The sequence below is a fragment of the Saliniferula longa genome, assembly GCF_050789285.1.
In the GTDB taxonomy this organism is placed as follows: domain Bacteria; phylum Pseudomonadota; class Alphaproteobacteria; order Rhodobacterales; family Rhodobacteraceae; genus CAVPWP01.
In genome coordinates this window covers 26,266-49,797 of sequence record NZ_JBOUVX010000003.1, presented here as the reverse complement: position 1 = coordinate 49,797, position 23,532 = coordinate 26,266, and the positions used below count along the sequence as shown (strand labels likewise).

At 68.5% G+C, this 23,532-nt stretch carries 19 protein-coding genes and 4 tRNA genes; 17 read left to right on the top strand and 6 right to left on the bottom strand.

Going from position 1 to position 23,532, the window contains the following annotated elements; genetic code table 11:
* The first annotated feature begins 204 nt into the window (after positions 1-204).
* Entirely contained in the window at positions 205-2,625 is a 2,421-nt protein-coding gene (lon, locus tag ACRDNQ_RS13230) for an endopeptidase La (protein ID WP_431829166.1), read from the top strand.
* A gap of 83 nt (positions 2,626-2,708) precedes the next feature.
* Here the strand turns inward: lon and ACRDNQ_RS13225 are convergent, their stop codons facing one another.
* Positions 2,709-2,945: a hypothetical protein gene (locus ACRDNQ_RS13225; RefSeq protein WP_431829165.1), complete on the bottom strand. Its 237-nt coding sequence runs from the start codon at positions 2,943-2,945 to the stop codon at positions 2,709-2,711.
* 324 nt (positions 2,946-3,269) lie between these two features.
* Here ACRDNQ_RS13225 and ACRDNQ_RS13220 point away from each other — a divergent pair.
* The 11 genes from ACRDNQ_RS13220 to ispG all read left to right on the top strand — a co-directional run bounded on the left by ACRDNQ_RS13220 (position 3,270) and on the right by ispG (position 11,783).
* Positions 3,270-3,344: transfer RNA gene (locus tag ACRDNQ_RS13220), tRNA-Val, on the top strand.
* Positions 3,345-3,562: 218 nt separating this feature from the next.
* Positions 3,563-3,638: transfer RNA gene (locus tag ACRDNQ_RS13215), tRNA-Val, on the top strand.
* Between the two features lie 123 nt (positions 3,639-3,761).
* Entirely contained in the window at positions 3,762-4,565 is an 804-nt protein-coding gene (locus tag ACRDNQ_RS13210) for a helix-turn-helix transcriptional regulator (RefSeq protein ID WP_431829164.1), read from the top strand.
* Between the two features lie 343 nt (positions 4,566-4,908).
* Positions 4,909-5,847: a pirin family protein gene (locus tag ACRDNQ_RS13205; RefSeq protein WP_431829163.1), complete on the top strand. Its 939-nt coding sequence runs from the start codon at positions 4,909-4,911 to the stop codon at positions 5,845-5,847.
* Positions 5,848-5,992: 145 nt separating this feature from the next.
* Positions 5,993-6,069, top strand: a tRNA-Asp gene (locus ACRDNQ_RS13200).
* A 32-nt stretch (positions 6,070-6,101) separates the two neighbouring features.
* Positions 6,102-6,178: transfer RNA gene (locus ACRDNQ_RS13195), tRNA-Asp, on the top strand.
* A 49-nt stretch (positions 6,179-6,227) separates the two neighbouring features.
* Positions 6,228-7,112: an alpha/beta fold hydrolase gene (locus ACRDNQ_RS13190; protein WP_431829162.1), complete on the top strand. Its 885-nt coding sequence runs from the start codon at positions 6,228-6,230 to the stop codon at positions 7,110-7,112.
* 164 nt (positions 7,113-7,276) lie between these two features.
* Positions 7,277-7,873 (top strand): 5-aminolevulic acid synthase, encoded by a 597-nt coding sequence (locus tag ACRDNQ_RS13185; RefSeq protein ID WP_431829161.1) that lies wholly within the window; start codon positions 7,277-7,279, stop codon positions 7,871-7,873.
* Positions 7,874-7,958: 85 nt separating this feature from the next.
* Positions 7,959-9,182, top strand: a complete 1,224-nt coding sequence (gene hemA / locus ACRDNQ_RS13180) for a 5-aminolevulinate synthase (protein WP_431829160.1) — start codon at positions 7,959-7,961, stop codon at positions 9,180-9,182.
* A 114-nt stretch (positions 9,183-9,296) separates the two neighbouring features.
* Entirely contained in the window at positions 9,297-10,544 is a 1,248-nt protein-coding gene (locus ACRDNQ_RS13175; protein ID WP_431829159.1) for a helix-turn-helix domain-containing protein, read from the top strand.
* 105 nt (positions 10,545-10,649) lie between these two features.
* Positions 10,650-11,783, top strand: a complete 1,134-nt coding sequence (ispG, locus tag ACRDNQ_RS13170) for a flavodoxin-dependent (E)-4-hydroxy-3-methylbut-2-enyl-diphosphate synthase (protein WP_431829158.1) — start codon at positions 10,650-10,652, stop codon at positions 11,781-11,783.
* A 7-nt stretch (positions 11,784-11,790) separates the two neighbouring features.
* Here the strand turns inward: ispG and ACRDNQ_RS13165 are convergent, their stop codons facing one another.
* Both ACRDNQ_RS13165 and ACRDNQ_RS13160 read right to left on the bottom strand, forming a co-directional pair.
* The gene (locus ACRDNQ_RS13165; protein WP_431829157.1) at positions 11,791-12,540 is read right to left on the bottom strand and encodes a thioredoxin domain-containing protein; all 750 of its coding nucleotides are present in this window, start codon (positions 12,538-12,540) and stop codon (positions 11,791-11,793) included.
* Positions 12,527-13,282: a DsbA family protein gene (locus ACRDNQ_RS13160; RefSeq protein WP_431829156.1), complete on the bottom strand. Its 756-nt coding sequence runs from the start codon at positions 13,280-13,282 to the stop codon at positions 12,527-12,529. Before ACRDNQ_RS13160 ends, ACRDNQ_RS13165 begins: the two co-directional genes overlap by 14 nt.
* A gap of 156 nt (positions 13,283-13,438) precedes the next feature.
* Here ACRDNQ_RS13160 and ACRDNQ_RS13155 point away from each other — a divergent pair, with 156 nt between their 5' ends.
* The 5 genes from ACRDNQ_RS13155 to ACRDNQ_RS13135 all read left to right on the top strand — a co-directional run bounded on the left by ACRDNQ_RS13155 (position 13,439) and on the right by ACRDNQ_RS13135 (position 20,570).
* Positions 13,439-14,581 carry a pyridoxal phosphate-dependent aminotransferase gene (locus tag ACRDNQ_RS13155; protein ID WP_431829155.1) on the top strand — a complete coding sequence of 381 codons (1,143 nt, stop codon included), beginning with the start codon at positions 13,439-13,441 and terminating at the stop codon, positions 14,579-14,581.
* 61 nt (positions 14,582-14,642) lie between these two features.
* The gene (locus ACRDNQ_RS13150) at positions 14,643-15,887 is read left to right on the top strand and encodes an N-acetylmuramoyl-L-alanine amidase (RefSeq protein WP_431829154.1); all 1,245 of its coding nucleotides are present in this window, start codon (positions 14,643-14,645) and stop codon (positions 15,885-15,887) included.
* 140 nt (positions 15,888-16,027) lie between these two features.
* Positions 16,028-18,535 (top strand): penicillin-binding protein 1A, encoded by a 2,508-nt coding sequence (locus ACRDNQ_RS13145; protein WP_431829153.1) that lies wholly within the window; start codon positions 16,028-16,030, stop codon positions 18,533-18,535.
* A 65-nt stretch (positions 18,536-18,600) separates the two neighbouring features.
* On the top strand, positions 18,601-19,728 hold the full coding sequence (prfB, locus tag ACRDNQ_RS13140) for a peptide chain release factor 2 (RefSeq protein ID WP_431829152.1): 1,128 nt from the start codon (positions 18,601-18,603) through the stop codon (positions 19,726-19,728).
* Between the two features lie 65 nt (positions 19,729-19,793).
* Positions 19,794-20,570: a DUF2189 domain-containing protein gene (locus tag ACRDNQ_RS13135; RefSeq protein ID WP_431829151.1), complete on the top strand. Its 777-nt coding sequence runs from the start codon at positions 19,794-19,796 to the stop codon at positions 20,568-20,570.
* 84 nt (positions 20,571-20,654) lie between these two features.
* Here ACRDNQ_RS13135 and ACRDNQ_RS13130 read toward each other — a convergent pair whose 3' ends face one another.
* The 3 genes from ACRDNQ_RS13130 to ACRDNQ_RS13120 all read right to left on the bottom strand — a co-directional run bounded on the left by ACRDNQ_RS13130 (position 20,655) and on the right by ACRDNQ_RS13120 (position 23,532).
* Complete coding sequence (locus tag ACRDNQ_RS13130; RefSeq protein ID WP_431829150.1) at positions 20,655-21,185, bottom strand: bactofilin family protein; 531 nt, start codon at positions 21,183-21,185, stop codon at positions 20,655-20,657.
* Positions 21,175-22,497 (bottom strand): DUF5930 domain-containing protein, encoded by a 1,323-nt coding sequence (locus ACRDNQ_RS13125; RefSeq protein ID WP_431829149.1) that lies wholly within the window; start codon positions 22,495-22,497, stop codon positions 21,175-21,177. Before ACRDNQ_RS13125 ends, ACRDNQ_RS13130 begins: the two co-directional genes overlap by 11 nt.
* Before the next feature lie 210 nt (positions 22,498-22,707).
* Positions 22,708-23,532 (bottom strand): ferritin-like domain-containing protein, encoded by an 825-nt coding sequence (locus ACRDNQ_RS13120; RefSeq protein ID WP_431829148.1) that lies wholly within the window; start codon positions 23,530-23,532, stop codon positions 22,708-22,710.

Sequence of the window (23,532 nt, the reverse complement as noted above, 5' to 3'; positions counted from 1 at the left end):
CGCAGGTCCGCCCCCGGCGGGACCGCCCTTCACCCTTTCTGCGAAGACCGCTTGCCCCGCGCGCGGACACGGGGCAAGCTGCGCCCGACAGGAAGCCATGGTTGACCTGCGGGGCCGCGACCCCCACATGTCGTGCCCGATACCGGAGAAGGCCGGGGGCTGCCGCTGACGGGGCCAGTGCCTTCTCGCCAAGAAGGAAAACAGATGAACGAGCACATCGAAACGTCCTATCCCGTTCTTCCGCTGCGCGACATCGTGGTCTTTCCCCACATGATCGTGCCGCTGTTCGTGGGCCGCGAGAAATCGGTCCGCGCGCTGGAAGAGGTGATGCAGGACGACAAGCAGATCCTGCTGTCCAGCCAGATCGACCCCTCGGTCGACGATCCCACGACCGAAGGCATCTTCCGCATCGGCGTTCTGGCCAACGTGCTGCAACTGCTCAAGCTGCCCGACGGCACCGTGAAGGTGCTGGTCGAGGGCAAGAGCCGCGTGCGCATCCTCGACTACCTGACCAACGACCGCTTCTTCGAAGCCCGGGCCGAGCGTCTGGACGAAGAGACCGGCGATGCGGCCAGCGTTCAGGCGCTGCTGCGTTCGGTCGGCGAAGAGTTCGAACGCTACGCAAAGATCAAGAAGAACATCCCCGAAGAGGCGCTGGCCGCCGTCGCCGAGACGCGCGAACCCGCCAAGCTTGCCGACCTCGTGGCCGGGCATCTGGGCGTTGACGTGCACCAGAAGCAGGAGCTTCTCGAAACCCTCTCGATCGCCGAGCGGCTTGAGAAGGTCTATGGCCTGATGCAGGGCGAGATGTCGGTCCTTCAGGTCGAGAAGAAGATCAAGACCCGCGTCAAGTCGCAGATGGAGCGGACGCAGCGCGAGTACTACCTCAACGAACAGATGAAGGCGATCCAGCGCGAGCTGGGCGACGGCGAGGACGGCTCGAACGAGATCGCCGAGCTGGAAGAGCGTGTCGCCGCCACGAAACTGTCGAAGGAAGCGCGCGAGAAGGCCGAAGCCGAAATCCGCAAGCTCAAGTCCATGGCCCCGATGAGCGCCGAGGCGACGGTGGTGCGCAACTACCTCGACTGGATGCTGTCGATCCCGTGGGGCGTGCGCTCGCGCGTCAAGAAGGACCTCGGCCGCGCCGAGAAGATCCTCGATGACGATCACTACGGGCTCGAGAAGGTCAAGGAACGGATCGTCGAGTATCTGGCGGTCCAGCAGCGCTCGAAGAAGCTGAAGGGCCCGATCCTGTGCCTTGTCGGCCCTCCGGGCGTCGGCAAGACCAGCCTTGGCAAGTCGGTGGCGAAGGCCACGGGGCGCGAGTTCATCCGCATCAGCCTTGGCGGCGTGCGCGACGAATCCGAGATCCGCGGACACCGCCGGACCTACATCGGCTCGATGCCGGGCAAGATCATCCAGGCGCTGAAGAAGGCGAAGACCACGAACCCGCTGATCCTTCTCGACGAGATCGACAAGATGGGTCACGACTTCCGCGGCGACCCGGCCTCGGCCATGCTCGAGGTGCTCGACCCCGAACAGAACGGGACCTTCGTCGATCACTACCTCGAGGTGGAATACGACCTGTCGGACGTTCTCTTCCTGACCACGGCCAACAGCTACAACATGCCGGGGCCGCTGCTCGACCGGATGGAGATCATTCCGCTGGCGGGCTACACCGAGGACGAAAAGCGCGAGATCGCCAAGCACCACCTCATCGCCAAGCAGATGAAGAACCATGGCCTGCGCGCCCGCGAGTTCGAGCTGACCGACGCCGCGCTGACCGAGATCATCCGCACCTATACCCGCGAGGCCGGGGTGCGGAACCTCGAGCGCGAGATCGCCAAGCTGACCCGGAAGGCCGTGACCAAGATCATCAAGGGCGAGACCGCCAAGGTCGTGGTGACGCCCGAGAACCTTGAAGAGTTCCTTGGCGTCAAGCGGTTCCGCTATGGCCTGGCCGAGAAGGAGGATCAGGTGGGCGTCGTCACCGGCCTCGCCTGGACCAGCGTCGGCGGCGATCTGCTGTCGATCGAGGCGTTGCGCCTGCCCGGCAAGGGCCGGATGAAGACCACCGGCAAGCTGGGCGACGTGATGAAGGAATCGATCGACGCGGCGGCCAGCTATGTCCGCTCGATCGCGCCCCGGATCGGCGTGAAGCCGCCCCGGCTGGACCACTGGGACATTCACGTCCACGTCCCCGAGGGCGCGACGCCCAAGGACGGGCCCAGCGCAGGCGTGGCGATGGTGACCTCGATCGTGTCGGTGCTGACGCAGATCCCGGTGCGCAAGGACATCGCCATGACCGGCGAGGTCACGCTGCGCGGCAACGTGCTGGCCATCGGCGGGCTGAAGGAAAAGCTGCTGGCGGCCCTTCGCGGCGGCATCCGGACGGTGTTCATCCCCGAGGAGAACGCCAAGGACCTGACCGAGATACCCGACAACGTGAAGTCGGGCCTCGACATCGTTCCGGTGTCCCACGTGTCGGAGGTGCTGAAGCTGGCCCTTGTGCGCCAGCCCGAGCCCATCGAATGGGACGAGCAGGCCGAAGAGGCGGCGGCAGCCGCCGCGGCCAAGGCGGCCCCGGGCAGCGACACCGACGCCGCCAGCGCCACGGCGCACTAAGCCGCGCGTCCGGCCAGAAACAGGAACGGCCCCGGAGTGCGCTCCGGGGCCGTTTCCGTTCGGGTCGGGTGGACCCGGTGATGTTACTGAAGCGACGGCATCGGCACTTCCGGCGTCATCGGCGTGTCCGACGACCCGCTGGCCGAGGCGACGGCCGCGACAAGCGCGATCAGGATCAAGGGTACGACCCAGCCACCGCCGGTGCCGACGCTTTCCTCGGCGATGACCTCGGGTTCCATCACCGGTTCGGCCATACCGCCGGCCAGCGCGGGTTGCGCGACTAGGGCGGACAGCGCCGCCGCGGCAACAAACTTCTTCATGGTCATTCTCTCCAGACTGTCCCTGCGGCGCGACATGTCCGAAGGCGCCACGTCTTCGGGCCGGCCGCCCGCAAATCTGGCGCCTCGCGATGCCCTCGCGTCAAGAAGAAAGGCGGGTCGGCTCCGGATTTCGAAAGGAGCGTGCGATTGGGTAACAGTGGCGCCGGGCCCGTGCTGGCCCCGTCCTGGCCCCGTGCTGGCCCCGTTCAGCCCCGATCTGCCCCCGTTTTGCCCCCGCCGGCGGGCGGCCCCGCCGCACCGCTTGGCGGGCGCCCTCTTTCCGCTTGCGCAATGCCGGCCGGGGCGCTATTCCCCGCCCCCGTCGGGTGATTAGCTCAGTGGTAGAGCGCTTCGTTCACATCGAAGATGTCGGGGGTTCAAATCCCTCATCACCCACCATCTTTCCCTTCGATACTCGACCTCCGGCAGTGCCTGAGTGCCATGGGCCATCATCGTTCGCACCGCGGCCAAGGCCGCCGCGCATTCCCGCAGGGATGGACCGGTCCGGGGCGCAGGCGCGGTTTCGCCGCCCGACGCGATCCCGCGGGCAGATTGCTGCGGCACCCCGGCCATCGGTCTTGCGGGCAACGGGGGCATTCGGCTAAGGGGCGGGCGTCGGGTGGTTAGCTCAGTTGGTAGAGCGCTTCGTTTACACCGAAGATGTCGGGGGTTCGAGTCCCTCACCACCCACCAGCGTCCGTGTCCCTGTCGGCCCGCCGTCCCGCGTCCTGATCCGAGTTCCTGCCCCGAATTCCCGCTTCGCCAGCGCGTCTGCCGGGTCTATGGTTCGGTCTACCGGCCGCCCAGGGGACCGCGATGACGAAGGACGAACTTCTCGAAGGCGCGACCGCTGCGACCACGGGGCTCGAACTGTGGCAGCTTCTGCTGCGCTATTGCGCCACCCAGGGCATCGATCGCGTCAGCTATCACCACCATGGCGTCGACCGGCACTGGGGATCGGCGGTCAACTATGCGGACCCGGAGGCATTGCGCGAGGTCATGGACGACGTCGCGATGAGCCCGCATTCCGGCTTCCACATCGTCGCCCACGGGTTTCCGCGTGACTGGGTCGAAACCTACGTGGGCGACCGGCTTTACGAGATCGACCCGATCCCCGCGCTCGCGCGCCGTACCGCCGATCCGTTCCTGTGGAGCGACACCGCCGCCCTGACGCGCCTGGCCGAGGACCAGGCGGCCTATCTCGAGTCGCTGGAAGGGTCGGACATGGGCGATGGCGTGGCCATCCAGGTCTTCGGGCCGAACATGCGCCACGGCTATGTCGGCTTCGGCTTCGGCAAGACCCCGCGCAAGCTGAGCGCCGCGCAACTGGCCGAGTTCCAGATCGTCGCGCAGCTTCTGCACCTGCGCGCCTGCACCCTGATCGAAGAGCGCAACCGCACCGACGCCGACCTGTCGCCGCGCGAACGCGAGGTGCTGACCTGGCTCGCGCGCGGCAAGAGCAAGTCGGTCACCGCCGAGATCCTTCATATTTCGGTGCACACCGTCGACACCACCGTGCGGCGCATCTTCCGCAAGCTCGGCGTGTCCGATCGCACCTCGGCGGTGATGAAGGCCGTGAATTGCGGCTTCATTCCCGCGATGTCGGCCGATGTCACGTAGGCGCGTGACTCACGCCACAAGGCCGGTTTCCGCTAGGTGAAGCCACCGCTCGTGCGTTCGCGGCGCGGCCCTGCGGCCAGCGCCCAAGTCCATCACTCACGTGACCGGGCGGGCAGCCGTGGCCGCACTCGATCGTGCAAGAACCGCGGTGCCGGCCGGGGGCTCCGCCCCCGGTCGTGCCTGGCCCGGCGCGTTCTGGGGAGGACAGCGCCGGGCCACCTTTCCTTTCCGATCTCGCGGAATTGTGCGTGACTGCACATGGCCTGACCCGGAATTCGGGGTGGTGCTTCGGCGCGCAGAAGTCCACAGTCAGGCCATCTGCAGACCGTCAAGGAGGCCCGCGATGAGCTGGAACCCCGCGCTTGATCCGCATACGCCCACCGGCGACGCCGTCGACGCCATCGAGACGGTGATCATCCCCCGCGCCCGCGACCTTGGCGGGTTCGAGGTGCGCCGCGCGCTGCCCGCACCGCAACGGCAGATGGTCGGGCCGTTCATCTTCTTCGACCAGTTCGGCCCCGCCGAGATCCTGAAGGGCGACAGCATCGACGTCCGCCCCCATCCGCATATCGGCCTGGCGACGGTGACCTACATCTACCAGGGCCGGATGCATCACCGGGATTCGCTGGGCACCGACGCCTGGATCGAGCCCGGTGCCGTCAACTGGATGGTTTCGGGTCACGGGATCACCCATTCCGAGCGCACCGACGACGCCACGGCAGAGGGGCCGATGACGATGTCGGGGCTGCAGACCTGGGTGGCCCTGCCCAAGGACCACGAGGACCGCCCCGCGGCCTTCGAACATGCGCCGGCCGACACGCTTCCGGTGCTCGAGGCCGAGGGCAAGACGGTGCGCCTGCTTCTGGGCACCGCCTACGGGGCGAAGGCCCCGGTCAGGACCCTGTCCGAGATGTTCTATGCCGACGCGGTTCTGGCGCCCGGGGCGGCCCTGCCGCTGCCCGACGACCACGAGGATCGCGGCATCTACGTCGTCGAGGGCGAGATCTCGGTCGCGGGCGACATCTATCCCGCCGGCCGGATGATGGTCTTGCGTCCGGGCGACCGCCTCAACGTCACCGCCGGGCCGCAGGGCGCGCGCCTTGTGCTGCTGGGCGGCGAGACGCTGGAAGGGCCGCGCTATCTGTGGTGGAACTTCGTCGCCTCCTCGAAGGAGCGCATCGAAGAGGCGAAAGAGGCCTGGCGCGCGGGCGAGTGGGAAAGCGGCCGGTTCCAGCTTCCGCCGGGCGACAACGCCGAGTTCATTCCGCTGCCCGACAGGTAAGGCGCCGAACGGATCGCAGCGCGCCCCTTGAACTGCGGGCACGCCGCGCTTTTCTTCATGCGGGGCGTCCATCGCCGCTTGACGAGGCGGAGAGCGGGCCATAGAACGCCCCACACGTTCGGGCCTGGCCCGGGCAGGCAGACGCGCGGTTGTAGCTCAGTCGGTTAGAGTACCGGCCTGTCACGCCGGGGGTCGCGGGTTCGAGCCCCGTCAACCGCGCCACTGCCCTCCCGCCGCCCGGACCGCCCCAATGCGCGGTTGTAGCTCAGTCGGTTAGAGTACCGGCCTGTCACGCCGGGGGTCGCGGGTTCGAGCCCCGTCAACCGCGCCACTTCCCCTCCGAGGCCGCGCGTGCTGTTCTTCCCGAAAGGGAGAACGCCATGCCGCTGATGCGCACCGACGAGGCCGAGATCGCCTATGATCTGATCGGCGAGGGGCCGCCGGTTCTTCTGTTGCACGGCTTTCCGCAGACCCGCGCGCTTTGGCATCGCGTGGCGCCCCGACTGGCGCGCCGCTTCACCGTTGTGACGGCCGACCTGCGTGGCTACGGCGCCTCGTCAAAGCCCGATGCGGCCAACCTGGCGGCCTACGGCTTCCGGGCGATGGCGCGCGACCAGGTGACGCTGATGCGGGGCCTGGGCTTCGAGCGCTTTCACCTTGTCGGGCACGACCGGGGCGGGCGGGTGGCGCATCGCCTTGCGCTGGACCATCCCGGGGCGGTCGCCTCGCTGACGGTGATGGACATCGTGCCCACCCACCGGCTGCTCTCGGACTGGAACGCCACCCTTGCCGCAGATTACTGGCACTGGACCTTCCTGGCCCAGCCCGCGCCGTTCCCCGAGACGGTCATCGGCCACGACCCGGACCACTTCTTCGAGGCCTGCCTTCTGGGCTGGGGCGGCGCGCGGCTTGGCGATTTCGACGCGGGGGCGCTGGCGGCCTACCGCGCGGCCTGGCGCGATCCGGCGACGATCGCGGGGATGTGCGCCGACTACCGCGCCGCGCTGACCGTGGATTTCGCCGACGATGCGGCCGACCTGGAGCGGCGTGTGGCCTGCCCGGCACTGGTCCTGTGGGGCGCCGAGGGGGTGATGGCACGCCGCTTCGACATCGCCGCGACCTGGGCCGGGCGGCTTGAGGACATGCGCGCGGCGGCCTGCCCGGGCGGGCATTTCTTCGTCGATCTCTACCCCGACGAGACGGCGGCGGCGCTTGGCGGCTTTCTTGACACGGTCGAGGCGGCGCGCGTGGCAGGCAAAGGGTAGGGGGCGCTGCCCCCTCTTGGCCGGGCGGCCAATTCACCCCCGAGGTATTTCGCGCCAGAAGACGCCCGGGGCCGGGTCACCCTGTCGCTCTGGAAACCCGGTGGCCGGGGCGCTAGGTTCGGGGCAACGTCCGCGACGACCCGACCGCGCAAGGAGAGACCGACGTGCGATATCCGACGCTTGGCACCGCCGCTGCCCTGGCCTTCGCCACCGCCACCGCCGCTGCGGCGCAGACGCTGACCTCGAAAGAGGCCGAGGCGGTACTGTTCGGCACCCGGGGCAGCACCGTCGCGGTGTCGGGCGCGCTTGACGCCACCGACCAGGCAATCATGAAGAAGACGATCGACCTGCTCGAGCAGCAGATCAACGGGCCGGTGAAATACTATGCCGCCATCGCCTATTCCCCGGACGAGGGGATCCTGACCGAAGCGTTGCAGAGCGCGATGAACTATCACAGCGTCGCCAGCGCCGACGCGGCGGCCATCGCGGCCTGCAACGCGGTGCGCGGGTCCGGGACGGCGCCCTGCCAGGTCGCGGCGCGGGTGCTGCCGCGGGGCTACGAGGCGCGGCCTCTGTCGCTGTCCTACGATGCGAGCGCCGCCTTCTCGAAGGCCTATCGCCGCGCCAAGTCCCCCAAGGCCTTCGCGATTTCCGAGGTCACGGGCGCCTATGCCATCGGCACGGGCCCGGAGGCGGCGCTGGCGGCCTGCCAGGCCGATCGCCCGGGCGCCGGGGATTGCCGGGTCGTGGTGGTGGATTGATCTGGATCAGAGCGGCAAATTGACGGGTTTTGTTTTCTGGCCGGTGAAGATACATAGCCAGGACCAGATGTGAGGGGGATTCCAGTTGGAGTACCAAGCCAGGATCGACGCGGCGTTGCAGCGCCTGCATGACGAGGGACGCTACCGGACCTTCATCGACATCGAGCGTCATCGCGGGCATTTCCCGCATGCGACCTGGCGGCGTGCCGACGGGACCGACCGTCCTGTCACGGTGTGGTGCGGCAACGACTATCTGGGCATGGGCCAGCATCCGGTGGTGCTGGCGGCCATGCACGAGGCGCTGGACGCCGCCGGCGCGGGGTCGGGCGGCACGCGCAACATCAGCGGCACGACCGTCTATCACAAGGCGCTCGAGGCCGAGCTGGCCGACCTGCACGGCAAGGAAGCGGCGCTTCTCTTCACCTCGGCCTACATCGCCAACGACGCGACGCTGTCGACGCTGCCGCGGATCTTTCCCGGGCTGATCATCTATTCCGACGCGCTCAACCATGCCTCGATGATCGAGGGCATCCGCCGCAACGGCGGGCAGAAGCGCGTCTTCCGCCACAACGACGTGGCGCATCTGCGCGCGCTGCTTGAGGCCGACGACCCCGAGGCGCCGAAGCTCATCGCCTTCGAATCCGTCTATTCGATGGACGGCGACTTCGGGCCGATCGCGGCGATCTGCGACCTGGCCGAGGAATTCGGTGCGCTGACCTATATCGACGAGGTGCACGCGGTGGGCATGTACGGCCCCCGCGGCGGCGGCGTGGCCGAACGCGACAGGCTGCTGCACCGCATCGACATCGTCAACGGCACGCTCGCCAAGGCCTATGGCGTGATGGGCGGCTACATCGCGTCGAGCGCGAAGATGTGCGACGCGATCCGGTCCTATGCGCCGGGCTTCATCTTCACCACCTCGCTGCCGCCCGCGGTCGCGGCAGGCGCGGCGGCGAGCGTGCGGCATCTGAAGACCGACACGGCCCTGCGCGCGGCACACCAGACCCAGGCAAAGATCCTCAAGCTGCGGCTGAAGGGCCTTGGCCTGCCGATCATCGACCATGGCAGTCACATCGTGCCGGTGATCGTGGGCGATCCGGTGCACACGAAGAAGCTGTCGGACATGCTGCTGGAAGGCTTCGGCATCTATGTCCAGCCGATCAACTATCCCACGGTGCCGCGCGGCACCGAGCGGCTGCGGTTCACGCCTTCGCCGGTGCATGGCCCGAAGGAGATCGACGCCCTTGTCAGCGCCATGGACCAACTTTGGTCGCATTGTGCGCTTAATCGCGCCGAGCTTTCCGCCTAAAGAGTTCCTTCATGCACGCCCCTGCAGGGTGTGTTAACGTTGAAGCCAACCGGCAGGCGGCGATTCTCGCGGTGCCGGACGGGACACTTGGGCGCGACTGGGGCAGGCGGTGTGATGAGCGGGCGGATCGGGCCGGCAGAAGAAGGGCAATCGTCGCGCCCCCTTGGGTTCGACGACTTTCGTCTCAGGCTGGGCGACATCATGCGCGGCGAACGCGCGACGATGGGCAAGTCGCTGCTTGACGTGCAGCGCGAACTCAAGATCAAGGCGACCTATATCGCCGCGATCGAGAATACCGACCCCACGGCGTTCGAGACGCCCGGATTCGTCGCGGGCTACGTGCGGTCCTATGCGCGCTATCTCGACCTCGATCCCGAATGGGCCTTCCGCACCTTCTGCGAGGAAAGCGGCTTTTCGGTCGCCCATGGCATGTCGGCCGAAGCCTCGGGCGCGCGCCCGGTCAAGGTTCAGCGCGCCTCCAAGGGTGGCGCCCGCGATCCCTTCATCGAGCCCAACGTCTCCTACATTCCCCGCGGCGAGCGCAAGCTGGCCACGATCGAACCCGGCGCCATCGGCTCGATGGCGGTGCTGGTCGCGCTGATCGCGGGCATCGGCTATGGCGGCTGGGCGGTCCTGCAGGAGGTCCAGAAGGTCCGCTTCGCGCCCGTCGACCAGACGCCGCGCGTCCTGTCCGAGCTTGACCCGATCGCCACGCCCCAGACCCCCGTCGACGGCGAGGTGACGACGGCCGAGGCCGTGACACCCCCCAGCATGGAGGCGCTTGACCGGCTTTACCGCCCCGAGGCGCTGGACGTGCCTGTGCTTGTGGCGCGCGACGGGCCGATCTCGACCCTCGATCCCCGGTCGGTGGGCGCGCTGCGCTCGACCTTGCCGGGCACCGACAACTTCGCGGCGCTGGGGGATATTCCCGACGAGGCGACCCCGTCACTGTTGCCCGCACCCCAGTCCGGGGGCGCGCCGGTGCAGGTCGTGGCCGAGGCCGCGCCGGGCGTCGTGATGTTCGCGGTCCGCCCGTCCTGGGTGCGGGTGCGCGCCGCCGATGGCACCGTGATCTTCGAGAAGATCCTCGACTCGGGCGAGGAATTCGTCATCCCCGCGACCGAAGAGCCCGCCAGGCTGCGGGCCGGAAACGCCGGGTCGGTCTATTTCCGGGTGAACGGCCGGACCTTCGGCCCCGCCGGGGAAGGCGCGTCGGTGGTGCGCGACGTGGCGCTGGCGCCCGAGGCGCTGTCGGAACGGTTCGCCGTGGCCGACCTGAGCCGGGACGCCGATCTTGCGCGCTTCGTCGCCGTGGCCGAGGCGCAGACCGCCCCGGACGCGGCGCCGGTCGTCTCGGACTAAGGACGCCGGGCCGCAGGGGCGTGCCGCTGGCTGAACGCCCGTTGTAACGCCCGCTCCGCCGCCCTATTCTTTCGCCAACGCAAGCCGAACACCGGGAGAGGCGCGATGTCGCTCAACCACATCCGTCCGTGGCGCAACATCTACCGGCGCAAGTCGCGCCAGATCCAGGTGGGCAGCGTCGCCGTGGGCGGGGATGCGCCGATCTCGGTGCAGACCATGACCAACACCGACACGACCGACGTGGCCGCGACCGTCGCGCAGGTGCTGCGCGCGGCCGAGGCGGGCGCCGACATCGTGCGCGTCTCGACCCCGGACGAGGCCTCGACCCGCGCCCTGCGCGAGATCGTGCGCGAAAGCCCGGTGCCGATCGTGGCCGACATCCATTTTCACTACAAGCGCGCCATCGAAGCCGCCGAGGCGGGCGCGGCCTGTCTGCGCATCAACCCGGGCAACATCGGCGACGAAAAGCGCGTGCGCGAGGTCATCAAGGCCTCCAAGGACCACGCCTGCGCGATCCGCATCGGCGTGAACGCCGGCAGCCTCGAGAAGGACCTTCTCGACAAGTATGGCGAACCCTGCCCCGAGGCGATGGTCGAAAGCGGGCTCGACCATATCAAGATCCTTCAGGACAACGATTTTCACGAGTTCAAGATCAGCGTGAAGGCCTCGGACGTGTTCCTGGCGGCCGCCGCCTATCAGGCGATCGCCGAGGCCACCGACGCGCCGCTGCATCTTGGCATCACCGAGGCCGGCGGCCTGATGACCGGCACGATCAAAAGCGCGATCGGGCTTGGCAACCTTCTGTGGATGGGCATCGGCGACACGATCCGCGTGTCGCTGTCGGCCGATCCGGTGGAAGAGGTCAAGGTCGGCTACGAGATCCTGAAGGCCCTTGGCCTGCGCCACAGGGGCGTCAACATCATCTCGTGCCCGTCCTGCGCGCGGCAGGGCTTCGACGTGATAAAGACCGTGGAAGCCCTTGAAAAGCGGCTGGAACACATCAAGACGCCGATGAGCCTGTCGATCATCGGCTGCGTGGTGAACGGCCCGGGTGAGGCCTTGATGACCGACGTCGGCTTCACCGGGGGCGGCGCGGGGTCGGGCATGGTCTATCTGGCGGGCAAGCAAAGCCACAAGCTGTCGAACGACCGGATGATCGACCACATCGTCGAACAGGTCGAACGCAAGGCGGCCGAGATCGAGGCTGCGCAGGCCGCCGCCGAACAGGCCGCCGAATAGGCGGCCTTTAGCGCCCGAGATAGCGCGCCAGCACCGCCGGCGGCACGTGGCCGCGCACAAGGATGCCGCCCGCCACGTAGGACGGGGCCAGGTCGAAGCCAAGCTCGGCCGCCAGCCCCTTTACCCGGTCCAGCCGTGCCTGCGTGGGGTCGGCCGCCATGGCGTCGCGCAGCCGGCCGACGGGCCAGGCCCGCGTTGCGGCCAGCCGCAGAAGGGCCTCGGGATCGTCGGCCTGCGGGAACCCGGCCAGGGCCACGCGGGCCTCGGTCCAGGCCTCGGCGCCAAGTTCGGCATGAACGGCGGTCAGGAAGCGCGCCGCCGCCTCGGGGGTGGCTGCGTCCTTGACGACCAGCCTCGCCCCGGCGCCGGCCGCGGTCGCGCGCAGGTCGGCCAGAAGATCGGCGCAATCGGCGCAGGCGGGCGGAAGGAAGGCCACAAGCGTCACGCCATTCGCCGGCCCCTCGCGCCAGTCGCCGGGATCGTCCGTCAGCGCGGCGGCGCGCTGCGCCAGAAGCGCGGCATCGCGCGCGGCCTCGTCGGAATAGCCGGCAAAGGGGTCGACCGGCAGGGTGCCAAGCGCGCGCCCGACGATTTGCGGCTCGTCAAGCAGCAGCGCCCGGACCTCGGCGCGAAAGGCGGCACGGTCCGCGGACGACAACTCCAGCCCCCCGGCGTGTGCGGCGTCTGCGGCCGTTGCGCAAAGCGCAAGTGCAAGGCCCAGTCGGGGCGCCCGCGCCGACGCGTCAGCCTTCGCCACGTTCCTCGGCCACCACGGCCTGCATGCCGTCAAGCGGCAGATAGCCGCGCAGCATCTGGCCGGGCAGGATGAAGGTCGGCGTGCCGGTGATGCCCAGCGTCTGCGCCAGCGCGCGGTTCTCGGCGATGATCCGGTCGACTTCGGGGTCGACCATCCCGGTCAGCACCGCGTCGACGTCCAGGTCAAGCTCGCCCGCCAGCCGCTCGAGCGAGGCCAGCGTGACCTCGCCGCGCATCTCGATCAGCGCGTCGTGAACGGTCTTGTAGGCGTCGTCGCCCATTTCAAGCTTGGTCGCGATCGCAAAGCGCGAGGCCAGAAGCGATTCCTCGCCCAGGATCGGGAATTCCTTCACGATCAGGCGGATGTTGCCGTCGCCGGCAAGCAGGGCCTCGACCTCGGGGTGGGCGCGGCGGCAGAAGCCGCAGCGATAATCCATGAACTCGACCAGGGTCACGTCGCCCTCGGGGTTGCCGCCGATCCAGGAATGACCGTCCTCGAAGATCGCCGGCGCGTTTTCCGCGATCAGGTTCACGTCGGCCTGCGCCTGAGCCATCGCCTCGCGCTGTTCAAGCACGGCGATCGCCTCCATCAGCACCTCGGGGTTCTCAAGCAGGTAGGCCCGCACCTCGGCGCGGAAGGCCGCGCGCTCGGCGTCGGACATGTCGGTCATGTCGAAGGCCGCGGCGGGCAGGGCGGACAGAACGGTTGCGGTCGCCGCGGCGGCGATCAGACTGCGGATCATGGATGTCTCCTGTTGGTCGGGCGGCAGAATGACAGATGACCCGCCCGAGGCAAGGGGACCCCGCGAAAAGTTGAGCGCTCTCCCGCCGCCAGGGGCGGCATTGACCTTGCGGCGGTGGCGCGGCAGGTCTGTGGGCGCGTCAGCGAAAGGCCCCCCATGCGATTGTCCCGCCGATCCGAGGTCGACCCCTTCATCGTCATGGACGTGATGGAGGCCGCGCGCGCCGCCGAAGACGCCGGGCGCCACATCATCCACATGGAGGTGGGCCAGCCCGGCACCCCCGCGCCCGCCGGCGCCCGGGCCGCTCTGGCGCGCGCGATGGCGCAGGACGCGCTTGGCTATACCGTCTCGCTTGGCCTGCCGGCGCTGCGCGCCCGCATCGCGCGGCACTATGGCGACCGCCATGGCGTCGACCTTGATCCCGCGCGGGTGATCGTCACCGCGGGGTCGTCGGGGGCGTTCCTGCTGGCCTTCACGGCGCTGTTCGACGCGGGCGAGGCCGTGGCGCTTGGCGACCCCGGCTATCCGTCCTATCGCCAGATCCTGAAGGCGCTCAGCCTGCGGCCGGTGGGCATCCCGACGCGGGCAGAGGACCGCTTCCAGCCCAGGCCCGACAATCTGCCGCGCGACATCGCCGGGCTGATCCTGGCCTCGCCCGCGAACCCTTCGGGCACCATGCTGGACCGCGCGGCGCTGGCCGGGCTGATCGGGGCGGCGGCCGGGCAGGGGGCCGCGGTGGTGTCGGACGAGATCTATCACGGCATCGAATACGACCAGCCGGCCGTCAGCGCGCTCGAGATCACCGACGAAGTTGTGGTGATCAACTCGTTCTCCAAGTACTTCTCGATGACCGGCTGGCGCGTCGGCTGGATGGTCGTGCCCGCGGCCATGGTGCGGCCGGTCGAACGGCTGGCGCAGAACATGTTCATCTGCGCCCCTCACGCGGGCCAGGTCGCGGCGCTGGCGGCGATGGACTGCCGCGACGAGCTTGACGCGAACCTTGCCGTCTATGCCGCGAACCGGCGCCTGATGCTCGACGGTCTGCCGCGCGCGGGCTTCGACCGCATCGCGCCGCCCGACGGGGCCTTTTACATCTATGCCGACGTGTCGCACCTGACGGACGACAGCCGCGCCTTCGCGGCCGAGATCCTTGAGAGCGCCGGTGTGGCGGTCACGCCGGGGCTTGATTTCGACCCGCTCCGGGGCCGGGGCACGTTGCGTTTTTCCTATGCCCGCGCGACTGCCGACATCGCCGAAGGACTTGACCGGCTGGCACGCTTCATGGCGGCGCGCGGCTAGGCGCAAAACCCGTTTCGCGGTCACGCGCTTGCCGCTATAGTCAAAAGAAAACAGGCAACCCATGGGCAGTCTTCGTCTCCTGGCCGCACTGGCCTTTCTCTTTCTGTCGCTGTTTCCGGCGCTTCCCGCAGCCGCACAGGGCGATCTGCGTGCGCTGGCGCGTGTAACCGGCCCCGGCGGGCTGAGTCTGACGCAGGCCGCCGACGGCGCGACCGAGCTGCGCCTGACCCTCAGCCAGCCGGTGCCCTGGCGCGTCTTCACGCTTGACGCCCCGCAGCGCGTCGTCCTCGACTTCGCCGAGGTCGACTGGGCCGGTGTCCCGGTCACGAACGACAGCGCGCAGGTTGCCGCAGCGCGGCTGGGTGTGGTCGAACCGGGCTGGTCGCGCATCGTGCTGGACCTTGCCGGACCTCTGGCGATCGCGGACGCGGCACTGGATACCCGGTTCGAGGATGGCCGGGCCGAACTGGCGCTGCGCATGGTGCCGATCCCGGCCGATGTCTTCGCCGCCAGCGCGGGCGAACCTGAAAGCGCACTGTTCCGCCCCGCGCCGCGCCGGGCCGAGGCCCGCACGCCCGCGGCCCCGCGCCGGGCCGACCGGCCGGTGATCGTGCTCGATCCCGGGCATGGCGGGATCGATCCGGGCGCGCAGGCCGACGGGCTGACCGAGGCGCATCTGATGCTGACCTTCGCCATCGAACTGAAGGAGGCGATCCTGCGCACCGGGTCCTTCGACGTGGCTCTGACCCGCGACGCCGACGTCTTCGTCCCGCTCGAGACGCGGATCACGCTGGCGCGGCAGGCTGGGGCGTCGGTGTTCCTGTCGCTGCATGCCGATGCGCTGGCCGAAGGCGCGGGCAGCGCGTCGGGGGCCACGGTCTATACCCTGTCGGACGAGGCCACCGACGAGGCCTCGCTGGCGCTGGCCGAACGCCACAACCGCGACGATCTTCTGGCCGGGCTCGACCTGTCGAACCACAGCGACGAGATCGCGCTGATCCTGATGGACCTTGCCCGCACCGAAACCGCGCCGCGCGCGGCGCGGCTGGCCGAGACCGTCGTCGAAGGCTTCCGCGAGGCGGGCGTTAAGGTGAACAGCCGCCCGCTGCGCTCGGCCGCGTTCTCGGTCCTGAAAAGCCCCGACTTCCCCTCGCTCCTGATCGAGATCGGCTTTCTGTCAAGCGCGCGCGACCGCAAGCGTCTGGCCGATCCCGACTGGCGCGCGAAGGCCGCGCAGGGCCTTGCCGCGGCGCTGGTGGACTGGGCGGCCGAGGACGCCGCCCAGGCGCGGCTGCTGCGGCAATAGCCCGCGCCGACGCGTCGCCTTGCCGCCTCGCGGGAACGTGACGTCGCGACCGGCCGATTCCGGCCGGCGCGGGTCGCCCATGTTTTGACCGCGGGGCCGGGGAATCGTATAGACTGCCCGCAACGGTGAAAGGGCTGCGCGTGACCAGGTTCATTCTGTCCGTCTTCGGGGCGATCTTCAGTTGGGTGACCATCGGCCTTTTCATGGGCGCGATCGCGCTTGGCGCGGTCTTGTATTTCTACAGCCGCGATCTGCCCGATCACCAGCAACTGGCCAATTACCGCCCCGCCACGATCAGCCGGATCTATTCGGTCGAAGGCCGCATCATCGACGAGTTCGCCCAGGAACGCCGGCTTTACGCCCCGATCGGCGACGTGCCCGAGATCGTGAAGGGCGCCTTCATCTCGGCCGAGGACAAGAACTTCTACCAGCACCAGGGCTATGACCTGCGCGGCATCGCCGCCGCCGCGGTCGAGGCCGTGCAGACCCGGGGCGAGCGTGTGCGCGGCGCCTCGACCATCCCGCAGCAGGTGGTCAAGAACTTCCTGCTGTCCTCGGACCGGTCGGCCGAGCGCAAGCTGAAGGAACTGATCCTGTCGGTCCGGCTTGAGCACACGCTGAGCAAGGACCAAATCCTCGAGCTTTACCTCAACGAGATCTTCCTCGGCCAGAACAGCTATGGCGTCACCGCCGCCGCGCAGACCTATTTCAACAAGACGCTGTCGCAACTGACCCCGGCCGAGGCGGCCTATCTGGCCGCGCTGCCGCAGGCGCCGTCGAACTTCCATCCCGTCCGCGACCGCGAGCGCGCGGTTGCGCGGCGGGACTTCGTGCTGCGCGAGATGTACGAGAACGGCTACATCACGAAGGAGCAGCACGACGAAGCCGTGGCCACGCCGCTTCGCACCGTCCAGGGCGGCGAGATCGAAGGGTTCCGCGACCAGCTTCCGCCGCGCGACTACTTCACTGACGAGATCCGCCGCCAGCTCAGCCGCGACTTCGGCGAGGACGAGTTCATGGGCGGGGGCTATACCGTCCGCGCCACCGCCGACCCCGAGATGCAGGCCATCGCCGCCCGCGCCATGCGGCGCGCGCTTGAGGCCTATGACCGGTCGCAGGGCCAGTGGCGCGGCACCGGCAAGACGCTGGACGCCGCTGCGCTGGACGACGAGGCCGCCTGGCGCGCGGCGCTTGCCGCGACCGAGGTGCCGCGCGACGTGCCCGGCTGGTATCCGGCCGTGGTCCTGTCGCTGGGCGAAAGCTCGGCCCGCATCGGGATCGAAGGCATCGACGAGGACGCCGACGGTCACTGGATCCCGGCCGAGTCGGTGCGCTGGATCCGCGGCGCGCGCGGGGCGGGCGATGTCCTGAGCGTCGGCGACGTCGTGCATGTCAGCCGCGACGAGGGCGCGGAAGGCTGGAGCCTGCACCAGATCCCCGAAGTCCAGGGCGGCTTCATGGCGATGGACGTGAACACCGGCCGCGTGATCGCCATGCAGGGCGGCTTTTCCTATCAGGACAGCGTCTTCAACCGGGTGACGCAGGCCACGCGGCAACCGGGTTCGGCGTTCAAGCCCTTCGTCTATGCCGCGGCCCTCGACAACGGCTTCACGCCGGCCTCGATCATCATCGATGCACCGATCGCCATCGACACCGGCGCGGGCATCTGGCGGCCGCGCAACTCGTCGAACAAGTTCTACGGGCCCACGCCGCTGCGCACCGGGATCGAGCAAAGCCGCAACCTGATGACGGTGCGTCTTGCGCAGGAGGTCGGCATGGACGTCGTGGCGACCTATGCCGAACGCTTCGGCGTCTACGACAACATGGGCCAGTTCCTTGCCAACTCGCTGGGGTCGGAAGAGACGACGCTCTACCGCATGGTCGCGGCCTATGCGATGTTCGCCAACGGCGGCGAGCGGGTCGAACCCACGCTGGTCGACCGCGTGCAGGATCGTTGGGGAACCACCGTCTATCGCCACGACCAGCGCACCTGCGAGGATTGCCAGGTCGCGTCGCTGCAGCCCGGGTACGGGCCGCTGATCACGTCCGAGCGCCAGCGCGTGATGAACGCGGTCACCGCCTACCAGATCACCTCGATGATGGAGGGCGTGGTCCAGCGCGGGACGGCGGCAAGCCGCGTGAACCTGCCGGTGCCGACCGCCGGCAAGACCGGCACCACCAACGATGCGCGCGATGTGTGGTTCGTGGGCTTCACCTCGAACATCGCGGCGGGCTGCTACATGGGCTTCGACCAGCCGCGCAGCCTTGGCCCCAGCGCCTATGGCGGCACGCTGTGCGCGCCGGTCTTCCAGGAATTCATGGAGGAAGCCGTGGCGCGCTACGGCGGCGGCCCGTTCGAGGTGCCGCCGGGCGGCCGCTTCATCAAGATCGACCGGTTCACCGGGATGCCGTTGCCGCCTGACGCCTCGGGGCCCAGCGTGGTCGCCGAATACTTCCGCGACGGCGGGGAACCGACCTTCGGCCTGACCTACGACGGCGGCTTCGCCATGGCGTCGAACCTGCCGCTTTACACGCCAGAAGAACTTGGCAACGGTTCGGACCGGACGATCACCACCTCGAGCGGCGACACCGTCGTTGTGCCCGATCAGGCCGATTTCGGGACGCTGTCCTCGGGCGGGCTTTACTGAACTTGCCCGCCCGTCCGGGCGTTGCTAATACCCGCGCCTGAACGAAGCTCACGCGAAGGACGCCCATGCGCGCCGAGGCCCAGAACACCGTCGAAGCCATCGAGAAGTCGCTGACCCTTCTGCGGCAGCGTCTCGACTGGGAGACGGCCGAGCACCGCCTGGAAGAGTTCAACGCGATGATCGAGGATCCCGCGCTGTGGAACGATCCGGCGCGGGCGCAGAAGCTGATGCGCGATCGCCAGACGCTGTCGGACTCCATCGGCCGGCTGCGCGGCATGGCGCAAGAGCTGTCGGACAACGTCGAACTGATCGGCCTGGGCGAGGCCGAGGGCGACCAGGACATCGTGCGCGAGGCCGAGACCGCGCTGAAGGCGCTCAAGGACCGCGCCGCCCAGGCCGAGATCGAGGCGCTTCTCGATGGCGAGGCCGACGGCAACGACACCTTCCTTGAAATCAACGCCGGCGCGGGCGGCACCGAATCCTGCGACTGGGCGGCGATGCTGGCGCGAATGTACGTCCGCTGGGCCGAAAAGCACGGCTACAAGGTCGAGCTTCAGTCCGAAAGCGCGGGCGAAGAGGCCGGCATCAAGTCGGCCGCCTACAAGATCAGCGGACCGAACGCCTATGGCTGGCTCAAGTCCGAGTCGGGCGTGCACCGGCTTGTGCGGATCTCGCCCTACGACAGTTCGGCGCGCCGGCACACCTCGTTCTCGTCGGTCTGGGTCTATCCGGTGGTGGACGACAACATCGAGATCGAGGTCAGCCCCTCGGACATCCGGATCGACACCTACCGGTCGTCGGGCGCGGGCGGCCAGCACGTGAACACCACCGACTCGGCGGTGCGGATCACCCACATTCCCACCGGCATCGTGGTCACAAGCTCCGAGAAGTCGCAGCACCAGAACCGCGACATCGCCATGAAGGCGTTGAAATCGCGGCTTTACCAGATGGAACTCGACCGTCGGAACGCCGCCATCAACGAGGCGCACGAAGCCAAGGGCGAGGCCGGCTGGGGCAACCAGATCCGGTCCTATGTGCTTCAGCCCTACCAGATGGTGAAGGACCTGCGCACGGGCCACGAGACGTCGGACACCCAGGGCGTGCTCGACGGCGACCTCGACGGCTTCATGTCGGCGACGCTGGCGCTTGACGTGGCCGGCAAGAGCCGCGCCGAAGCCCGCGCCGAGGATTGACGCGCCGCCACTGACGGCCCCATGATCCATGCAAGACCCGGGATATGCCGGGCATGGGAGGGATCATGGCCGACGAAACCCTGCAGGCGTCGCCGTTGCCCGAGGTGGCGCGCATTTCCCTGGCCGACCTGTCGCTGGCGCTGCGCCGTGGCGCCGCCGATTTCCGACGCGCCCCGGCCTTCGGGATCTTCTTCTCGGGGTTCTACGTCCTGGTGGGCCTTGGGCTGTGGTGGGTCGGCGCATCGACCTTCGTCTGGTCGCTGGCGCTGTCGCTGGGCTTTCCGCTGGTGGCGCCCTTCGCCGCCGTGGGCCTTTACGAGGTCAGCCGCCGGCTCGAGGCCGGGCTGCCGCTGGTCTGGTCCGAGGTGCTGGGCGTCGTCGCCCAGGAACGCAAGCGCCAGTTGCCCTGGCTGGGCGCGATCCTGGTGATCGTCTTCCTGTTCTGGAGCTTTCTTGCCCACATGATCTTCGCGCTGTTCATGGGGCTTTCGACCATGACGAACATTTCCAGCTCCTACGAGGTGCTGCTCACGCCCAACGGCCTGAGCATGATCGCGGTCGAGGTGCTGATCGGCGGCGCGGCCGCCTTCTTCGTTTTCGCCATCACGGTGGTGGGGATGCCGCTGCTTCTGGACCGCGAGGTCGATTTCGTCACCGCGATGCTGCAATCGATCCGGGCCGTGCGGGAGAACTTTGCCGTGATGCTGGTCTGGGCCGGGGTGATCGCCGGATGTCTGTTCCTGGGCATGTTGCCCTGGTTCCTGGGTCTTTTCGTCGCCCTGCCGGTCCTTGGCCACGCGACCTGGCACATCTATCGCCGGGTGCTGCCCGACGCCGACTGACCCGCCGACCCATGGGGCCATGGAAAAGGGCGCCGCGCAGTGCGCGACGCCCCGAAATCAGGTCGAACGTTCGTTCGGTTGGCGTCAGTTCGCGCCGCTCGCCGCCGCGCTGGCAGCAGGGGCCGAGGTCGTGGCGCTGGCAGGCTTCGGCACCGGCTTCGAGCCGGAGTTCGTCAGCGGGTCTTCCTGACGCTGCACCGAGCCTTCGAAATGGGCGCCGGATTCGATCGCGATCGTCTTGTGGATGATGTCGCCCTCGACCCGCGCGGTCGACGTCAGGCGCACCTTCAGGCCGCGCACGCGGCCCACGATGCGGCCGTTGATCACCACGTCGTCGGCCACGATCTCGCCCTTGACGGTGGCGCCTTCGCCCACGGTCAGCAGATGGGCGCGGATATCGCCTTCGACCGTGCCTTCGATCTGGATGTCGCCGGTGGTCTTGAGGTTGCCCACGATGGTCAGGTCTGGCGACAGGACCGATGCCGGCGGCTTCGCTTTCGGTGCGGTCGGGGCGAAGTCCGTCGTGGTCTTGGGCTGGTTCATGTCCGCTGCTTTCGTGGTGTCCGCTTCGGGCGCCTTCGGGCCCGGCTCGTTGATCTTGCTCTTAGAAAACATCTCGCGCTGCCTTGATATAGGTCATCGGGTTTACGGGCTTGCCGCTTTGCCGCACTTCATAGTGGAGATGAGTGCCGGTTGAGCGTCCAGAGTTCCCCATATCACCGATCCTGTCCCCGCGCGAGACCCTTTGGCCGACCTCGACGCCGATTTTCGACAGATGCGCATAGTAGGTTTCGATGCCGAACTCGTGGCGAATGCGGATCAGCCGGCCGTAGCCGCCCTCCCACCCGGCGTGGACCACGACGCCGTCTGCGGTGGCGTAGATCGGCGTGCCGTAGGACGAGGCGAAGTCGGTGCCGTTGTGCATCCGGCCCCAGCGCGGACCGAAGCCGCTGGTAAAGCGATAGGCCGACTTCACCGGCACCGCGAAGGGCGTCTTCTGCGCCGCGATCCGGTAGAGATTGAGTTCGTCAAGCTTGCCCAGCACCTCGTTGGCGCGCAGGCTGTCGGGATGCGGCATCTCGCCCTTGGTCGAGAAGGTCAGCGGCGTCAGCGGCCCACCCTGGCCGGAATAGGCGCTGCGCAGCTGGCCGATGATTCTGTCGGTGGGCAGGCCCGCGCTCGAGAACATGTCGTCGAGCGGCTCGAGCGAGACGGCGACCGCCTCTTCGATCTGGCTGAAGATGCGCTCGTTGCGTTCCTGCGCAAGCTGCGCCTCGTATTCCATCGTCTCGACCTGCTCGGCCGCGGCGCGGGCGAATTCGTGCATCTCGTCGCGCTGCTCGGCGGTATCTTCCAGCGCATCCGCCAGAAGGTCCAGCGCGCCCATCGCGTCGGCGCCGCGAATCCGCTCGCGCTCGTCCTCGCTTGCGTTCTGCTCGAGGCGGGCCTGAAGAAGCTCGGCCTCGGCGCGGGCCTCGTCGCGTTCCTGGATCGTGCGCCGCAGCGTGGCCTGAATGGCCTCGATGCCGGTTTCGTATTCCCGCCGACGCTCGTCCGAGGCCAGCAGGCGCATCTGCATCTCGGACACCTGGTCCAGCGCCACGGTGAACCGCTCCTGCGCCGCCACGGCTTCGGCAAGGCGCTTGTCGCGCTCTTCCGACAGGGTGTTCAGGCGTTCTTCGTAAAGCCGCTGTTCGCGTTCGGCCTGTTCCCGGATGCTGCCCGCGGAAAGGCTGTCCATCAGGATGATCGCCGAGGCCATGATCGCCCAGCCGACGATCAGCGCGCTTCCCAGGATCGCCGTAATCTGCGTCGCCGGGCTGAGGCGGACGAACCGCGTCTGCGTGTCCGATCTCAGGAAAAGCCGTTTTTCCGGAAACCGCCGCTCAAGCGCGGCGCCAAGCTTCGTGCGTAGCGAGCGTCTCAATGTCCCGTCCCGTTCTGCCCCTGGATGCGCGCACGGCTCCCCAACCGGCGCTTGGGCATGGTGTTAGCCACCGACCGGACGCCTAGCAACGGTTTTGGGCAAGAGTTGGGAATTGTTGCCGAAATCCTGGCGGTTTCGGCGGATTCCCGCCGATCTCTGCCGACACCCGCCGATGCCCGGCCGATCCCCCGCCGGGAATCCGGGCCGGCCTCAGATCCCTTCGGCCAGAGGCCAGTAGTAGGTCGGCGGAATCCCGGCTTCGGCGCGCTTTTCCTCGTTGAACGGGGGCTTCAGCGCGCCGTGGAAATACCGGCGCACCAGCGTCTGAAAGACCTCTTCGGGGTCGCTGCCCGCGCGTCCGCACAGATAGTGGAACCATTTCGCGCCATAGGCGACGTGCCCCACCTCTTCGGCATAGATGGTTTCAAGCGCGGCGACCGCGCCGCTGTCATCGGACTTGCGGAAGACCTCGATCATGCCCGGCGTCACGTCCAGGCCGCGCGCCTCGAGCACCATGGGCACCACGGCAAGCCGCCCCGGCAGATCGTCCGCCGTGTCCTCGGCGGCGCGCCACATCCCGGCATGGGCGGGCAGGGCGCCATAGTGGCTGCCCATCGCCTCAAGACAGTCGCAGACAAGGTTGAAATGCTTGGCTTCCTCGTCTGCGGCCTTGACCCAGTCGTCGTAGAATCCGATGGGCATCGGCGTGTCGGTGAACCGCGCGACGATGTCCCAGTGCAGGTCGACGGCGTTGAGTTCGATATGCGCCACCGCATGCAGCAGCGCGATCCGCCCCTCGGGCGTGCCCGGGCGCCGGCGCGGCACGTCGCGCGGCGACAGAAGCTCGGGCCGGTCGGGGCGGGCCGGGCGCAGCGGCGGCGTGGCGCGCCCCACCGGCAGCGGATCGCCCGCGGCACGGGCGTCCCGCCACAGCACGGCCGCCTGTCGGGCGCGCGCGGTCTTGGCGCGCCCATCCGCCGTGGTCAGCACCTCGACGGCAAGACCGGCCAGCGTCTGGTCCGGCGTCTCGGCCAT

Excerpts from the sequence above, each read along its gene's own strand:
- lon (WP_431829166.1), top strand. The coding sequence starts at position 205 with ATGAACGAGCACATCGAAACGTCCTATCCCGTTCTTCCGCTGCGCGAC.
- ACRDNQ_RS13130 (WP_431829150.1), bottom strand. The coding sequence starts at position 21,185 with ATGTTTTCTAAGAGCAAGATCAACGAGCCGGGCCCGAAGGCGCCCGAA.
- ACRDNQ_RS13210 (WP_431829164.1), top strand. The coding sequence starts at position 3,762 with ATGACGAAGGACGAACTTCTCGAAGGCGCGACCGCTGCGACCACGGGG.
- ACRDNQ_RS13175 (WP_431829159.1), top strand. The coding sequence starts at position 9,297 with ATGAGCGGGCGGATCGGGCCGGCAGAAGAAGGGCAATCGTCGCGCCCC.
- ACRDNQ_RS13135 (WP_431829151.1), top strand. The coding sequence starts at position 19,794 with ATGGCCGACGAAACCCTGCAGGCGTCGCCGTTGCCCGAGGTGGCGCGC.
- ACRDNQ_RS13160 (WP_431829156.1), bottom strand. The coding sequence starts at position 13,282 with ATGATCCGCAGTCTGATCGCCGCCGCGGCGACCGCAACCGTTCTGTCC.
- ACRDNQ_RS13190 (WP_431829162.1), top strand. The coding sequence starts at position 6,228 with ATGCCGCTGATGCGCACCGACGAGGCCGAGATCGCCTATGATCTGATC.
- ACRDNQ_RS13155 (WP_431829155.1), top strand. The coding sequence starts at position 13,439 with ATGCGATTGTCCCGCCGATCCGAGGTCGACCCCTTCATCGTCATGGAC.
- prfB (WP_431829152.1), top strand. The coding sequence starts at position 18,601 with ATGCGCGCCGAGGCCCAGAACACCGTCGAAGCCATCGAGAAGTCGCTG.
- ACRDNQ_RS13205 (WP_431829163.1), top strand. The coding sequence starts at position 4,909 with ATGAGCTGGAACCCCGCGCTTGATCCGCATACGCCCACCGGCGACGCC.
- ACRDNQ_RS13225 (WP_431829165.1), bottom strand. The coding sequence starts at position 2,945 with ATGAAGAAGTTTGTTGCCGCGGCGGCGCTGTCCGCCCTAGTCGCGCAA.
- ispG (WP_431829158.1), top strand. The coding sequence starts at position 10,650 with ATGTCGCTCAACCACATCCGTCCGTGGCGCAACATCTACCGGCGCAAG.
- ACRDNQ_RS13150 (WP_431829154.1), top strand. The coding sequence starts at position 14,643 with ATGGGCAGTCTTCGTCTCCTGGCCGCACTGGCCTTTCTCTTTCTGTCG.
- ACRDNQ_RS13120 (WP_431829148.1), bottom strand. The coding sequence starts at position 23,532 with ATGGCCGAGACGCCGGACCAGACGCTGGCCGGTCTTGCCGTCGAGGTG.